The organism is Myxococcales bacterium (genome assembly GCA_016703425.1).
GTDB lineage: Bacteria > Myxococcota_A > Polyangia > Polyangiales > Polyangiaceae > JADJCA01.
Map to the genome: position 1 here is coordinate 1288398 of JADJCA010000001.1, position 15091 is coordinate 1303488.

The window sequence follows — 15091 nt, forward strand, 5'->3', positions numbered from 1 at the left end:
GACAAGGAGTGAGCGGCGTGAAGATTCTCGTCCCCCTCAAGGCCGTCAATGATCCCGACAACGCGAACACCATCAAGTTCAGCGGTGGCAAGGTCGACGCCTCGCACCTGAAGCTCCGGCCCAATCCCTTCGACGAATACGCCCTCGAGACGGCGCTCCGCCTGACCGAGAACGGCGCGGCCCCCAAGGCTCGCATCGGCGAGGTCGTGGTTGTCGCGTTCGGCCCCAAGGCCATCGACCCGCTCCTGCAACCGGGCGCCCTGGCGACCGGCGCCGACCGCGCGATCCGCGTCGACGCGACCGACGACGCCCTCGATGGCGACGTCGTGGCGCGCGCCCTCAAGGCGCTCGTCGACAAGGAGAAGCCGGATCTGGTCCTCCTCGGCAAGCAAACCGTCGACGGCGACTCGAACCAAGTCGGTCAGATCCTCGCGGAGCTGCTCGGGTGGCCTCAAGCCACCTTCGCCGGCACCATCAAGAGCGAAGGCGACAAGGCGCTCCTCGTGGGTCGCGAAGTCGACGGCGGCACCATGACGCTGAAGCTCACGCTTCCTGCCGTCGTCACCGTCGATCTCCGCATCGTCGCGCCGAAGAGCGTCCAGTCGATGCACTCGGCGGCGGGCTTCACGTACACGTACGATGGCGTTCGCTTCGCTCCCCTCCCCGCCATCATGGCGGCGAAGAAGAAGCCCTTCTCCGAAATGAAGCTCGCCGAGCTCGCGCCCGACGCGACCACGAAGATTCGCTACGGCGCCTTCGAGCCGCCGCCGGCTCGCAAAGCCGGCGTCAAGGTGGCGAGCGTCCCCGAGCTGGTCCAAAAGCTCCGCACGGAAGCGAAGGTGGTCTGAGATGAAGAACATTCTCGTCGTGGCCGAGCTCGAAAACGGCAAGGTCCGCAAGTCCCCTCACAGCGCCATCGCCTTTGCGCGGCAGGCCGGAGGCACCTTCTCGGTGCTCGTTGCCGGTGCTGGCGCGGCCGCCGCCGCCGCCGAGCTCGCGGCCTTCGGCGCGCAGAAGCTCCTCGTCGCCGACAGCGCCGAGCTGGCTCAACCCATCTGCGAGCGCTTCGCGCCCGTCATCGCGTCCGCCGCGAAGGGCTTCGACGTCATCGTCATAACGGCCAGCTCCTTTGGCAAAGACATCGCGCCGCGCGTCGCGGCCAAGCTCGGTGCCGGGTACGCGCCCGACGTCGCCGGCGTAAAGGCCGATGGCGACAAGCTCGTCTACAAGCGGCCGATGTTCGCCGGCAACGCCTTCGGCTACGCCGAGGTCACGACGCCAGTGCAGGTCGTTAGCGTTCGTCAGAGCGAGTTCGCGGCGGCCGAGCCCTCCGGCGGAACGTCGCCCACGGAGGCCATTGCCGTGGCCCCCGCCGACGCCGCCGCGGCGCGCGTCGAGTTCGTGTCGCTCGACGCGGCCAAGCGCGAGCGCCCCGACCTTGGCGAAGCCAAGGTCATCGTCTCCGGCGGGCGCGCCCTCAAAGAGAAGTTCGCGGCGGTCTTGGAGCCGCTCGCCGACCAGCTCGGCGCAGCCATCGGCGCGAGCCGCGCGGCCTGCGACGCCGGCTACGCTCCGGCGGAGCTGCAAGTCGGCCAGACGGGACGCATCGTAGCGCCGGCGCTCTACCTCGCCATCGGCATCTCCGGCGCCATTCAGCACCTCGCCGGCATGAAGGGCTCGAAGACCATCGTCGCCATCAACAAGGACGCGAGCGCGCCCATCTTCCAGGTCGCTGACTACGGGCTCGTGGCTGATCTCTTCACGGCCGTCCCCGAGCTGGTCACCGAGCTCAAGAAGTAGCTCTGCGCCGTCGCCCGCGCGACCGCTTCGGCGGCGCCCCTTGCCTCTCGCAGCGGGGGCGGAGCTGCGCTAGTCACCAGGCGTGAGTTATCTCGTCCTCGCACGTAAGTACCGGCCGCAGTCTTTCGAGGACTTGGTCGGCCAAGAGCACGTCGCCAAGACCCTCGCCAACGCTATCGCCCAGGGGCGCGTGGCGCACGCGTTCCTCTTCACGGGGGTCCGCGGCGTGGGCAAGACGACGAGCGCGCGACTCCTCGCGAAGTGCCTGAGCTGCCTCGGCGCCGACGGCAAGGCCACAGGCCCGACGGCGACGCCCTGCCAGACGTGCGCCGCCTGCACCGAGATCGCGGCCGGCAACGACATGGACGTGCAGGAGATCGACGGCGCCAGCTACAACGGCGTCGACGAGGTGCGGCGCCTGCAAGAGGGCCTCGCCTTCCGCCCGGCGCGCGATCGCTACAAGATCTACATCGTCGACGAAGTGCACATGCTCTCGAACGCGGCTTGGAACGCGTTTCTGAAGACCCTCGAGGAGCCGCCGCCGCACGTGAAGTTCATCTTCGCGACGACCGAGGTCCACAAGGTCCCCGTCACCATCCTGAGCCGCTGTCAGCGCTACGACTTCAAGCTGCTGGCCACGCAGACCATCAAGAAGCGCCTCTCACACGTCCTCGGCCTCGAGAAGATCGAAGCCGACGAGGCGGCCGTGTCGATCCTCGCGCGCGAGGCCGCCGGCTCGATGCGCGACGCCATGAGCCTGCTCGATCAGGTCATCGCCTTCAGCGGCGACAAGCTCACAGCGGAGGACGTGGCCCGCGTCTTGGGCTTCGCGGAGCGCCGCGTGATCCACGATCTCGCCGCGTCGCTTGTGCGTGGAGAGACGCTCGCGGCCCTCAAGGTCATCGACGCCGTCGCCGAGCAAGGCTTCGACATCGCCCACACGGCGCGCGATCTCTTGCGCCACCTGCGCGACCTCGTCGTCGCGCGCGTCGGCGGCGAAGGCTCTCGCGAGCTGCTCGATCTCGCCGACGAGGAGGTCCGCGACGTCGTCGCCCTGGCCAACGGCGCCGAGCTCGACGACCTCACACGCCTTTATCAAGGGTTCTCGCGCGGCTTCGACGACGTTGTTCGCAGCGGCCAACCGAAGGCCGCCCTCGAGATGCTCCTTGTGCGCCTCTCGAGGCGCCCTCCTCTCTTGCCCCTCGACGAGCTCCTCGTGCGCGTCGCCGAGCTCGAGAAGCGCCTCACCGGCCCTGCGGCGCCGGCTCCGCGCGGCGGTGGCGCTGGCGGCGGCGGCGCCCGCGCGACCTCGATCACCAGCGAGCCGCGCGGTCAGGAGCGCGCAAGCGCAGACTTCGTAGCGCCATCGCCGGTCGAGCTTGTGCCCGACGCGCGCGCGGCTCGCCCCGTCAGCATGGACACCCCGCGGGCAACCGCCCAGTCGATGCGCCCTTCCGTCCGGCGACCGTCGACGGCGCCAGAACCCTGGGACACGCCCTATCCGGGCTCCGAGGGCTCGCTCGCCCTCGACGTCTCGCGGCAGCCGGCGCCCCCGCAACAGCAGCCGGTGGCCGACCAGCCCGCGCCATCGGTGAGGCCGACCGTCGACGAGACGCTCGCGCCGCTCGTTCACACGGTCTCGGAGGAAGACTTCGCGACCTACCGAACGATCGTCGATCGCATCCGCGAGAAGAAGCCCGGCTTCGCAGCACTCTTTGAGGGCGCCGTTGTCTTGGCCATCGGCAAGGAGCAGCTTCGCCTGGCCTACGAAGCCAACTCGTTTCTCGCTGACCAAGTCAGCGATACGGAGGGCCTCGACCTTTTGACGCGCGAGGTGCGAGCGCACTTCGGCGCGGCGACGAGCGTCGAGATCGAGAAGACGACCAAGAGCCTCGCAGGCCAGGCCACGCTCTCCGCCGTGAACGCACAGAAGGAGCGGGCGCGTCTCCTGGCGGCGCGTGAGCGCGTGCTCGCGCATCCGCTCGTCAAAGAGGCCGTGCGCTTGTTCGACGCGAAGGCCGAGGTGCGACTCCCGCCGGAAGAGGCCTAAGCGCGCCGGCGCCCTTCACGTCATTTTTGGGGCAGAGGCCCGTTGGATCTTGCGATAAGAGGTTCTCATGCAGTTTCGCGGTGGAATGAACGAGCTGATGCGCCAAGCGGCGCGAATGCAACGCAAGCTCGACGAGGCCAAGAAGGCCGTCGCCGACAAGGAGCTCACGGCCACGTCCGTTGGCGACAAGGTCAAGGCGACGGTCACCTACGGCAAGAAGGTCGTGAAGGTCGAGATCGACCCCGACTTCCTGAAGGCCGAAGGCATCGACATGGCGCTCGACGGGGTCTGCGCCGCCATCAACGCCGGCCTCGAGCTGGCCGAGAAGGCCATGGAAGCCGAGGTCGAGAAGATCACCGGCGGAGTGAAGCTGCCCGGAATGACCTGATGCTCCCCGCGCGGACGCGGCGCCTCCAAAGCCTGCTCGCGCGGCTGCCTGGCGTCGGAGAAAAGACGGCGCAGCGCTACGTGCTCTTCCTGCTCACGGCCCATCCGGAGCTTGCGGCGGGACTCGCCGCCGAGCTGGGGGAGCTGCGCGAGCACATTGGCCCCTGCGAGCGCTGCGGAAACATCGCCGAGGTCGAGGCAGGGCGCGCCATCTGCGGCGTTTGCCGCGACAACAAGCGTGACGCGTCGGTGCTTTGCGTCGTCGCCCGCGTGCATGATCTCCTGTCCATCGAGCGCGCCGGCACGATGCGCGGCCGTTACTTCGTTCTCGGCAAGTTGCTCTCACCGCTCGAAGGCATCGGTCCCGACGAATTGCCGACGGAGAAGCTCTTGACGCGCATCCGCGAGGACGGCGTGAAGGAGCTCATCTTGGCGACGCCACCGAGCGTCGACGGCGAGGCCACGGCGCTCTTCTTGAAGCGCGAGCTCGCGAACCTCGCCGTCAGCGTCTCGCGCATCGCGAGCGGTGTGCCCCACGGCGGCGACCTCGAGTTCGCCGATCCGATCACGATGGGTCGCGCGCTGGCGGGCCGACAGAAGATGTAGCTGCGCGACGCTGGCCAAATTAAGTCGGACCGCGCCAGCCTTAAGTGGCCCGCCGAGCCGCCCGAGGGCAAAGCTCTGCCCATGCGGTTCACACGTTTCCTAGTCCTCTGCGCCCTCGCAGCCTGCGGCGGCGCCGACGAGCACCTCACTCAGGCGGCTCCAGGCGCGGAAGACCCCTGCGGGGCACTTCCGGCGACGCTGACCCTCTCGGAGGGCGGGCGCGCGGTCCTCGCTCGCGGTGCGCTGGTCGACAGCGCCGTCGTTGGCGAGGGCGTGGCGGTGGTCCCGGAGGAGTCGCGCTTCGTCGTTCGCGAGGCTGCCCCACAGGTCGGAGGAGCGGTCCGTGTGCAATGCGCAGGCCGACAGGTCGCGATCCCCGTCACCGTGCAGCCGCTCACTTGGAGCAAGCTTGCTCAGTGGAAGGGCGGCGCGAAAGAGGGCGCTGAGGGGCCTTTGGGGCGCGAGTACTTCTCGATGTGGCTCGACGAGGCGCGCCCCAACCAGCTCTTCGTGTTTGGAGGGTTCGTCTACGAGCCCAAGCAGTTCACGCCGGCATCCGACCTATGGCGCTTCGACCTCGGCACCTCGACTTTTCGAAAGCTCATCATGAGCGGCGAGCCGCCGCTGAGTCCCGGCGGGCGCGTCGCCCCGATCCCCGGGGAGGACGCCCTCTTCTACTTCGGTGGGGCAACGGTGAAGCCCAACGGCGCGCTCGCGACCGCTCCGCTGCTCAAGCGACTCAGCTACGGGGCCGACAGCGCGGCCTGGAGCGACGCGGCCGACGCCTCCCGCAGCACGCCAAGCTACACGGGCGCGTTCGTCTACGATTCGAAGCGTCAGCGATGGCTCTCCATCTGCGGGATGGACACGGACCGCGGCGTTCATTGCCAGGTCGACGCGTACACGCCGAAGAGCGGCTGGGCCGCCGTCGCCACCGCGGGCAAGGCGCCGCGAGGCCGGTCTGGCTTCCACTACGCCTACGACCAGGAGGCCGATCGCGTCGTCCTCTTCGGCGGCGCCCTCTCGGCGACGGGCGGCAGCGTCGCGGGGGACACATGGAGTCTGAACCTCGCCGAGTCACCGCCGCGCTGGACGCTCCTCTTCGAGTCGGATCCAGCGGCAGCTCCGAGGCGCAACGGCGCCTGGGTCTACGACCCCGTCGGCCACCGGCTCCTGGTCTGGGGCGGCACCGCCAACGGAAGAACGGCGATCCCGGGCCTTCAGAGCCTTTCGCTCACGGCGAATCAGGAGCGATGGACGTCGCACGAGGTTCCGCGCGACGTCCCGCCGCGCGCGAGCGGCATGGGCGTCTACGACGCGGCACAGAGGCGCGCCGTCCTCGGCTTTGGCAACGAGACTGCGATCTACACGGACCTGTGGGCGCTCGCGCTATAGCGCGTTGCGTGGTCGACCGGTCCCCTCTCAGGCGACGACCTCGACGGGAGTCGCGAGGCGCCAGCCGCCGGGAGCCCGGTCGATCGCGCGGCCAAGGCCGCGCCGGCGCAGTGCGTGGAGCGCGACGTGGAGCCGGTTCCTCGCCGAGGCGGCTTGCATCCTCTCCCCAGGCCAAGCAGCCGCGATGAGGGCGTCGGCGCTCACGACCGTGCCCGCGGCGCGGACGAGCTGAAGAAGGATGAGCCGCGGGGCCCGCTGCTCCGTGAGCTCGACAACCGGTCCGCCATCGAGGCGCGCCCACGCGGCGTCGCTGCCGACGACGAGGCGTGCCTTCGGCTGCGATGGCCCAAAGAGCCGCGCGAGGAGCGACAGGCCGATGCGCCCGTGGGCGTAGTCCGGGCACCGCTGACGGAGTTCGGCGAAGTCTTCGCGGAGGTCCCGGTCAGGCGCCCGCCAAACGGTCGCGTGAACCAGCTCGCGCACGTCGCGGAGGAACGCCGACCGTCTGCCGCCGATCGACGGACTTCGGGGTCCCTCACGGCCTCCACCCGAGAGCGCTTGCGCCAGAAAGTCGTAGTGGCCGACCAACTCGAGGACCGTCTGGTCGGCCGCGGCTTCGGCGAGCTCACGGGCCACGCCCAAGCGCGCGCCGGCGTTGACGGCGTCTCCGCGCAACAGATGTGTGATCGCCGCGTCCATTTCAAAGGTTGCCAGGTACCGCGCATCGGGGCTGAGGCCTGCTTCGCTCAGCGCACCGAGGGCACCTTGATAGAAGGCTGACGCAAGGTCCAGCTGGCGTTCCGCGCGCGCGACGTTGCCCAGATATCCCATGACAAGCCCCCGCTCGGCGTGGGCGCCCAGCTGGCCCGCATCGTCGAGCGCCGGTGCGAGCACGGCCTTCGCCGCGTCCAAGTCGCCGCGCTCGTAGGCGAGGAAGCCGAGCCGGGCGCGCGCTCCAATGGCGCTACCGGCCGCGCCTGCCTCCTCAAAGCTCGCCGCCGCCAACGAGAAACACGTGTGGGCGTCGTCGAGGTTCCCCACAAAGTTGTGAGCTCGGCCCAACGCGAGGCGCGACTCCGCGACGATCGCATCGACCCCTGAAGACTCAGCGAGCAAACACGCCGAATCGAGGAGCAACGTCGCGTCCTCGAAGGCGCCGCGCGCGAGGAAGGCCGACCCGCGAGCACCGAGCGTCGCGGCCCGCGCTGCAACTTCTCTCCGGCGACCTGCGAGCATAGCTACACGTGCGATAGCTCAGGCCGCGGCTCACGCAAGCTCGCACCGGGGCCGGAACTATTTCGACCGCCGCGCCGCTCAAGCCGCGCCCGAGGGGCGTGGCGCCCGCGCGCCTGTCAGAGTGTCGCGTGCGCATGGGCGCCCCGCGGCCTGCGCGCCGTGTTGGCAAACGTCGGCGCTCGCGGAAGCCGCGCCACGTGCGGTTGTTCTCCACCACAACGGAGGACACACGCACGATGAGACATTCGAGTTTGTTGTGGGCGCTCGGCGCCGCAGGCATCGCGCTTCACTGGACCTCGGCGGCGCGTGCCGTCGAGGAGCCGGAGCGCGGGGCGCAACCTAGGGACGTGAACCAGGCATCCTCGGCGGCGGCGACGCGCGATGACGCCATCGCCGAGCTCAAGGACCGCATCAAGGCCGCCGAGCTTCAGGGACGTTACGAGCGGGTGCTTCGCGACAACGAGCTCGCTCGGGCCCGCGCCAAGGAGAGCGCTGAACCTGGCGCGACGAGCGGTGATCGCATCGAACACAAAGCGCTGCTTCTGCCTGACCTCTTCGGAGTCACGGTCTCGAGTGGCGCGCCGATTCCCGGCATCGGCCTCATGGCGGGACCACTGACCATCTCGTCGTCGGCGGGCACGGGGCCGGGCACGCAAACTCTCTCGTTTCGACCCGCCGCGGATGTCGTTGTCGCCAAGCGATGGACCGTAGGCGGCGCGCTCACTGCCACCCGGTGGGCCGCAAGCTCGAGGCCCGCAAACGCCTATTCGCTGGGCGCCGCGCCGCGCGCGGGCGTGCTCATCCCGCTTGGTCGCGGAGTCACGCTTTGGCCCGAGGTTGAGCTGGGAGTGACGCGCTTTCGAAGCGAAATGTTCATTGATGCAGACCTCACGCAACGTAGCCTGGGGATCGTGGTGACGCCGAAGGCGGGCGTCGCTGCGGTGTTCCCGCTCTCGCGGCACGTGTTCTTCCGGGTCGGATCCCAGCTTGCCTATGCGGTCGTCGTCGACGACGGTGACTATGGGACGACGGAGAGCTTCGCGCTCTCCTCGGACGCGCGTCTTGGCCTCATGTTGTAGCCCGCGCGCGGCGACGATTCACGGCTCCGCCAACAGGCGCTCGATCTCCCGCAGCGTCTCGACGTCGTCGCCGATCATCTCCTTCATCGATTGAATGCGCCCCGCGACGACGCGCGCGATGCGCTCTTCGACGGTCTCGTCGGCGTAAACCCAGTAGACCTGCGCGAACTTTCCGTCGCGATGGCAGCGTCCCTCGATCTGCGCCATCTGGATAGCGGACCAGCGCAGATCGTGAACGACTTGAGAGCGCTGCGCATCGCCGCTCTTCCCAGGAACCTCGCCTTGGTGGAGCGAGATTCCCTCCTCGACGGTGAAGAGCACGACCTTCGCGTCGCCTCGCTGAAACCGTACACGCTCCGCCTCTCGCGCCGCGGCCGTGAGGCTTCCGTGAATCACAGCGCAGGGGACCTTCTCCGCTTCGAACGACGCTTGCAGCAGCGACAAGGTCTCCGTGAACGCAACGGAGATGGCCACCTGGTGCCCATTTTCTAGCAGCTCCGTGGCGAGCTCGACCGTGCCCGGCATCCGAATGAGCGAGCTCTTCTGCCGCAATCGCAGCGCCGCCGCGAGCGCCGTTTTGGGATCCCGCCCGCTAGGGTCGAGGTCCATCTCGCGACGAAAGGTGCTCCACGCTTCGTCGTAGAGGGCACGGGCCGGCGCGTCCAACTCGACGGGCGTGAGGATGCGCTGAAGCGCGGGCCAGCCGGCGATCTCCTCCGGTCGACGCCGAAGACCCGCGGCGGGGGCCTTTCCGCGCGCGTCAAAGAGCAGCGCCCTCACCTTCTCGCAATCGGCCGGATCGCCACGCCACTCCCAGCGACCGAAGGTGCCGCGCGAAAGGCCGAGCCCTTCACGCTGACAGAACGCCTCGAAGTCTTTCAAGTCCGCGGCGCGCGCGCCGGTCACGCTCGCGAGGAGCGGCGCGAGGTACGAAAGCTCCAGCGGCGTTTGCCCGGCCGTCGCCGAGAGCCACAGCGCAAAGCCTGCCTTCGCCGTGAGCTTCGCCGCGAGCTTCGAGCGAGCCGCCGCGGGGTTCTTGCACCGGTGACTCTCGTCCCACACGACGGCGTCAAAGGCTGGCGCGGTGCCGGCGCGCGCGAGCCCCTTCTTGGAGCGAATCTTCTTTTTCGCCTCGGCCGTAACCTCGAAGAGCTTGCCGAGTCGATCGTAGTTGAGGAGGACCACTTCTTTCCCGCCATCGCCGAGCAGCTCGATGGTGCGCCGCCAATGCGCCACGACAGCCAGGGGGCACACCACGAGCACGCTTCGAACGTCCGAGAAGCCGCGGAGCGCCTCCCACGCCGTGATGGTCTTGCCGAGGCCGACGTCGTCGGCGAGCAAGAACCCGGGCCGCTTCGCGGCGCGCGCTGCCGCGATGGCGGCGACAGCGACCACTTGGTGGGGTCTCAATGTCGGACGGGGCCCGGCGCTCGCTGAACCACGCTTCGTCGGCCAGGCGCCGGCCGTCCCGAGGGTGCGCTGCACCCTCTCCTCGAAGGAATAGCGCGCCGGACGGAAGGCGGAGAGCGACTTGGGCAACGCCGCGCCCGTGAAGACGAACGCGCCGAGCGCGGCGTCATACTTGGCGCCCAGCGACGTCGCCTGCGCGCGCATGGCGAAGGGCACGTCGAGGACGGTGGCCTCGGCGAGGGCGGTGGGTACCGCCTTGGGCTTTGCTGCGGGCAACGCGCGGGGACGCACGATCGTCATGCACGACCCTTAGCCGATTGGGCGCGCCGTGTGATGGTCGTTCGAGGGCGGCGGCGTCGCTGTTACAGTTCCGGCGTCATGAACGTCTACCTTCTGCGTTGCGGGCTCGGCGATGTGCACCTGACCCTTGAGGGCAGGCGCGTCATTCGGTGCGCGGCGACGACCTTTCAGAAGCTCGAGAGCGTGTCCTTCGACCGCGTCCTGACGAGCCCACTCGGCCCCCCTGTGCAGACTGCCGAACTCTTCGCCGAGCGCGTCGACTACCTCGGCGTCGTTGAGATCATGGCCTCGCTCGCGGCAGGCGCCGCACCGGAGCTGGCGGCGAGACAGGTGCTTTCGGCGGGCGAATCGGTCCTTGTTGTGGCCGACGAGCCAGCACTTGCGGCGCTCGGCGCCTTCCTCGTGGGTCGCCCCACGTTTCCGCCGCACCTGCACGGGCAGCTCTCGGCCATCACCAACCGGAAGCCGGCGTTCTCCTTGCGACCGGGCGAAACGGAGCGGGCCTTGCTCCTTTTGGCCTGACCACTCGGAGCGCAGCGACGCAGCGTGAGAACTTCTGTGTCGGCTGGACGTACACTGCCGAGATGAGCGCTATCGCCCCCGTCGCGGCTCTGATCTTCGGGATCCTCTCGGCAGGGTGCAACCGGGAGGCACCGCAACCGACCCGGGCGACAGCTCCCGCTCCGAGCGCCGGCACCGGGCAAGCGAGCGCCCCCGCGGCTCTTGCCCCAGCGCCCGCTGGCCCGCGCGCGATGGGAGCTGTCCCGGATGCGTCCGCGATCGATGCAGCGCGCGACGCGAGCGTCTCTCCGAACTTCGCCTCGTGGCGCACCGGCACGTCGATCCTTTCTGGCACGGCGGCGCGCGTCGACGCGCCTCGGCGTTGGGATGCAACGGCCGCAGCGATCCCGGGGAGTATCGTCGGCTTCGTTGTGAGACCGAAGACCGAGGTGCCGCTCCCCGCCGATGCGATCAGAGAGCTGAACGACATTCTCCACGATCGTGCTGGGTACAACGACGATGTCGCGCGCCGTTGCCTGATGGGTCACCTGGTTGCGCTCCGCGTCCTCGTGAAGGATGCGAGCGGCGCGGAAGTGCCTGCGGAGATCGCCTTCGAGATGACCTGCAACCGAATCTTGGTCGTCGTCGGCAGCGCGGCCCCGCGCACCGTCTTCGGTTCGTATTTCGACCCCTCGCGCGCCCGCGTGCTGAACGTCCTTCGCCCGCTCTTTCCCAAGGACAAGGAGCTCGCCGCGGAGAAGCCCTGACCGAGCGGACGCGTCCCGCTAACCTTTCAGTCCTCGAGCATCCCGCGCAGGAGCTCCGTGAGCGCGGCGGCTCGCGAGCCGTCGTTGCTCGAGAACGCGTCGCCGTTGGTGAGCACAACAGCCGCGCGCCTTCGCGCGACGTCGAGGGCCATCACGCTGGATGCACCGTCGTCTTCTCCCTCGTGGCCCAGGACCTCAGCGCCCCCGACGCGCATGACTTGAAATCCGAGCGCCCCCTTCTGGCCGAGCGGGAATTCACTGATGGCGAGCAGGGTGCGCACTGACTCTTCGTCAAGCACGCGCGCACCGTCGTAGGTCCCGCCGCCGAGCAGCGCTGCCAGAAACCGAGCGAGACCGCACGGCTCGGCTCGCAGGTCCGACGCCGGGAACACCGGATGCGCAAGGAGCGGTCGCGGCACGAAGGCGCCGGCATCGCGCCCCGCAACATGGGGAGACGCCAGCTCGCCGCCGCTGCGCGACGCTCGAAAGGCCGCCCGCATGCGGAGCGGCGAGAAGAACCAGCGCTCGACGAGCGCCTCGAACGGCTCGGCAACAGCCGTTTCGACGGCCAGCGCCGCGAGCGCGAAGCCGGTGTTCGCGTACCGGACGGCCGTGCCCGGCGAAGACGCGTCTGGCGCGAACTGCCGAGCGGCCGCCTTGCCGCCAAAGCTGCGGACCAAATACGGGCGCAGCTCTTCTTCCGGATCGCCCTCGCGACTGTGGCGCCTTAACTCGCCCCAGTCGTCTACGAGCGAGGCCGTGTGCGTCAGCAGGTGCTTCAAGGTGACCGCGCGATCGGGAAAGCGTGGGTGCCTCAGGCTGAACGGCAAGAGCTTCGACACGTCGTCCTCAACACGGAGGCGTCCTTCGTTGGCGGCGCGCAGGCAGGCCGCGGCCACGAAGGGCTTGGCCAGCGAGGCCGCCGGAAACAGCGTCTCCCGCTCCACGCGCCGGCCGAGGGCCGCGTCGGCGAGGCCCACGGCTCCGCACGCGACGTGCCCCTCTCGAACGCGCGCGTATCCCACGGCAGGAACGCGCGCCGCGTCCTTCGCGCGAACGGCGGCCAACAGAAGGCCGTCAGGCGGAGCGCCGGCCTCTTTCGGCGACGGGACCACAACGGGCGCGCCGCTCGGCGCGTCGCGGCACGCGAGCAGACCTAACACCGCGCACAGCGCGACCACGGCCGACGACGCGCACCTTGCAAGGTTTCGGCTCATCGCGACGGCGTGACCCAGGTCGGCGTCCAATAGGCCGAGCGCGGATGCTCGGAGACTCCGCGCGCCAGCACCTTCTGCGACATGCCGTGCCACGGATCGGGCACGTCCAGGTAGTTTCGCGCGACCGTCAGGCGCTCCGAACTGACCTGCACGCGGAGCGACAGGGCCGGGCCGCGCTCGGGCGTGAGGGCTGCGTCGTGCTGACGGAGCTCCGACGCCAAGCGCAAGAGCGCGGTCTCCCTCGCTGCGCTGAAGGGGGCGCGAGGCGTGCCCTTGGCCGTGAAGGGTGGCCACTTGCGAAGCGCGGCGCGCCCCTTGGGACCGAAGACGACCTCAATGCCGGTCGTCTCCCAGGGCTCGGCATGAGGCGGCAGGTCCTTGATGAGAATCGCGCGGAGCTCCTTGGCGGCGGCGCTCTTCGCGAGCGCGCGCGCAGCCTTCCTTCCGTGGGCCGAGAGCCACTGCTTGAAGGCACGCGTCTCGGCCTTCAGGGGAGCGGCAAGACGCGATGGCGATGGCGCCTTGACCTCGCGTTGGCCCAGCCAATCCCGCAGCGCGCTCGTCGCCGCCGGCACCTCATCGCTGGGGAGCAGATCCTCGAGCAGGCGCCTCGACACAACGCCGCCAGCCATCGCGAAGAGCAGCTCCTCGAGGGAGCGCGCCACGACCGCCAGCTCCCCTTCCGAGCCGATCAGGACGACAGACGGCGTCGCCTCGTTCCCCTTGGGGCGCCAAAACCCGAGGAACGAGCCGTCGGGCATGTGGAGGAAGAGCCCGAGATGGGGTGCGAGATCGGCCCCGCCCTCCACGTAGCCGTCGGGGAACCGCTCGCCCCTAAGGTCGAAGCAGCCGACGGAACCCCACACGTGGGCGCGTAGCCAGACGCAAAACTCCGCGAGCAGCGGCGGCGTCGAAAAGCCCGGACACATGTGCCGAGCGATGGAGTCGAGATCGACGGGATAGCGAGGGGCCACCGACAGCGAGGATACCATCGGCGATCCGGCCCAGACGTCGATGTGCTACCGCTTGGCCATGGACGTCATCCACTCGAACGGCGCGCCGGCCGCCATTGGGCCCTACTCGCAAGCCATGCGCGCCGGAGACTTCGTGTTCCTGAGCGGTCAGATTCCCCTCGATCCGTCGACCGGCACGCTCATCACCGGCGACATCGCGAAGGAGACTGAGCAGGTCCTCAAGAACCTGGGTGCCGTGCTGGAGGCCGCTGGAGCAACTTACGCCAACGTAGCTCGCACAACGATCTACCTGATCGATATGGCCGACTTCACCACCGTCAACGAGGTCTACGGCAAGCTCTTCTCGCACAAGCCCCCGGCGCGAGCCACCGTGCAAGTTGCGGCCTTGCCACGCGGCGCCCGCGTCGAGATCGACGCGGTCGCGTACGTGGGGGCGTGACGGCGCCGCGGCGGCCGGCGCCTCGGCGCGCCTTAGCGTGACTTGACGACGAGCTGACCGAGCGAGCTCGCCTTGGCCGTGATGCTCGCGGCCCCCTCGCCCTTCGTGCCTCGCGAGGTGCTCTTCTCGGTGAGATCGCTGAACCCTTCGACCTTCACGCCCTTGCCGGCGCTGAGCGCCACGACATCGGCGGCGAAGGCCGAGGGGAGCGATAGCGTGACGTCGCCGTTGTCGCTCTCGACGGAAATGGTCGACCCTTTCGTGGGCGTCGAGCTGAGCGTGACGCCGCCGTTGTCGCTGAAGACCTTCGCACCGCCGGTCACCGTCGCGTCGACGCTGCCGTTGTCGGAGCGGATGTCGAGGACCGCACCGTCGGCGGCCGTCAGGTTGTTCGCGTTGACCGAACCGTTCTTCGAGAGGGCCGTCAGCTTGATGGCCTTGGCGGGAACCCTAACGCGCAGATCCTGGCAGCCCGAGAGGCCCGTCTTTGCCGAGCCGACACCGCGCGCGGCCTGACCGCAGTTGATCGTGATCTTCCCCGCAGACTCGGTGACGGTGAACGTCTCCAGGACCTGCTTCTGGAGATCCTCCGCGCTCGCCTTGTCGTCGTCGTCAGCGAAAGCCACGGCCTTCATCGTGACGGAGACCTTCGTGGCCGCCGCGTCGGACTCAACGGTGAGCGAGCCATTCGCGTTGGTGACCGCGATCTCCTCCCCGGCGTAGTCCGCGGCGGCGCCTTTGGCTGACTCCTGCGAAACGAACTTCGTTTGGGTCTTGATCGTCGCCTGAACCGTGCAACCGGCGAGGGCAAAAACACCAAGAAGAGCGAAGGAGGAAAGGACGGTCGCGCGCATGGGTCTGGGTTCTCCTGGCAGGGATAGAGGCAGGCGGTTCAGCCGACCCCAATTCGACGGGGTGGCGGCACTTTTC

At 69.0% G+C, this 15091-nt stretch carries 15 protein-coding genes; 10 read left to right on the top strand and 5 right to left on the bottom strand.

What is annotated here, in order from left to right; genetic code table 11:
• The first annotated feature begins 17 nt into the window (after positions 1-17).
• The 6 genes from IPG50_05595 (at position 18) to IPG50_05620 (ending at position 6238) form a co-directional block, all read left to right on the top strand.
• Positions 18-848, top strand: a complete 831-nt coding sequence (locus tag IPG50_05595) for an electron transfer flavoprotein subunit beta/FixA family protein (GenBank protein ID MBK6691665.1) — start codon at positions 18-20, stop codon at positions 846-848.
• Between the two features lies 1 nt (position 849).
• Positions 850-1800 (top strand): electron transfer flavoprotein subunit alpha/FixB family protein, encoded by a 951-nt coding sequence (locus tag IPG50_05600; protein MBK6691666.1) that lies wholly within the window; start codon positions 850-852, stop codon positions 1798-1800.
• 82 nt (positions 1801-1882) lie between these two features.
• Positions 1883-3850, top strand: a complete 1968-nt coding sequence (dnaX, locus tag IPG50_05605) for a DNA polymerase III subunit gamma/tau (protein MBK6691667.1) — start codon at positions 1883-1885, stop codon at positions 3848-3850.
• 67 nt (positions 3851-3917) lie between these two features.
• Positions 3918-4238 (top strand): YbaB/EbfC family nucleoid-associated protein, encoded by a 321-nt coding sequence (locus IPG50_05610; GenBank protein ID MBK6691668.1) that lies wholly within the window; start codon positions 3918-3920, stop codon positions 4236-4238.
• Positions 4238-4843, top strand: coding sequence for a recombination protein RecR (gene recR / locus IPG50_05615; protein ID MBK6691669.1), 606 nt, complete (start codon positions 4238-4240; stop codon positions 4841-4843). Before IPG50_05610 ends, recR begins: the two co-directional genes overlap by 1 nt.
• Positions 4844-4924: 81 nt before the next feature.
• On the top strand, positions 4925-6238 hold the full coding sequence (locus tag IPG50_05620) for a hypothetical protein (GenBank protein MBK6691670.1): 1314 nt from the start codon (positions 4925-4927) through the stop codon (positions 6236-6238).
• A 27-nt stretch (positions 6239-6265) separates the two neighbouring features.
• On the opposite strand, the gene IPG50_05625 is transcribed toward IPG50_05620, so the two are convergent.
• Positions 6266-7474, bottom strand: a complete 1209-nt coding sequence (locus IPG50_05625; protein MBK6691671.1) for a hypothetical protein — start codon at positions 7472-7474, stop codon at positions 6266-6268.
• 236 nt (positions 7475-7710) lie between these two features.
• On the opposite strand from IPG50_05625, the gene IPG50_05630 reads away from it, so the two are divergent.
• On the top strand, positions 7711-8553 hold the full coding sequence (locus IPG50_05630; protein MBK6691672.1) for a hypothetical protein: 843 nt from the start codon (positions 7711-7713) through the stop codon (positions 8551-8553).
• Between the two features lie 18 nt (positions 8554-8571).
• Here the strand turns inward: IPG50_05630 and IPG50_05635 are convergent, their stop codons facing one another.
• Positions 8572-10263 carry a DEAD/DEAH box helicase gene (locus tag IPG50_05635; protein MBK6691673.1) on the bottom strand — a complete coding sequence of 564 codons (1692 nt, stop codon included), beginning with the start codon at positions 10261-10263 and terminating at the stop codon, positions 8572-8574.
• A 78-nt stretch (positions 10264-10341) separates the two neighbouring features.
• Here IPG50_05635 and IPG50_05640 point away from each other — a divergent pair, with 78 nt between their 5' ends.
• Both IPG50_05640 and IPG50_05645 read left to right on the top strand, forming a co-directional pair.
• Positions 10342-10785 carry a histidine phosphatase family protein gene (locus tag IPG50_05640; protein MBK6691674.1) on the top strand — a complete coding sequence of 148 codons (444 nt, stop codon included), beginning with the start codon at positions 10342-10344 and terminating at the stop codon, positions 10783-10785.
• A 62-nt stretch (positions 10786-10847) separates the two neighbouring features.
• Positions 10848-11531 carry a hypothetical protein gene (locus tag IPG50_05645; GenBank protein ID MBK6691675.1) on the top strand — a complete coding sequence of 228 codons (684 nt, stop codon included), beginning with the start codon at positions 10848-10850 and terminating at the stop codon, positions 11529-11531.
• 26 nt (positions 11532-11557) lie between these two features.
• On the opposite strand, the gene IPG50_05650 is transcribed toward IPG50_05645, so the two are convergent.
• Both IPG50_05650 and IPG50_05655 read right to left on the bottom strand, forming a co-directional pair.
• Positions 11558-12748: a beta-lactamase family protein gene (locus IPG50_05650; protein MBK6691676.1), complete on the bottom strand. Its 1191-nt coding sequence runs from the start codon at positions 12746-12748 to the stop codon at positions 11558-11560.
• Positions 12745-13722 carry a hypothetical protein gene (locus IPG50_05655; GenBank protein ID MBK6691677.1) on the bottom strand — a complete coding sequence of 326 codons (978 nt, stop codon included), beginning with the start codon at positions 13720-13722 and terminating at the stop codon, positions 12745-12747. Before IPG50_05655 ends, IPG50_05650 begins: the two co-directional genes overlap by 4 nt.
• 58 nt (positions 13723-13780) lie before the next feature.
• Between IPG50_05655 and IPG50_05660 the strand changes: the two genes are divergently transcribed.
• Positions 13781-14161 carry a RidA family protein gene (locus IPG50_05660; GenBank protein ID MBK6691678.1) on the top strand — a complete coding sequence of 127 codons (381 nt, stop codon included), beginning with the start codon at positions 13781-13783 and terminating at the stop codon, positions 14159-14161.
• Between the two features lie 32 nt (positions 14162-14193).
• Here IPG50_05660 and IPG50_05665 read toward each other — a convergent pair whose 3' ends face one another.
• The gene (locus IPG50_05665; protein MBK6691679.1) at positions 14194-15015 is read right to left on the bottom strand and encodes a DUF4097 family beta strand repeat protein; all 822 of its coding nucleotides are present in this window, start codon (positions 15013-15015) and stop codon (positions 14194-14196) included.
• Positions 15016-15091: the final 76 nt, after the last annotated feature.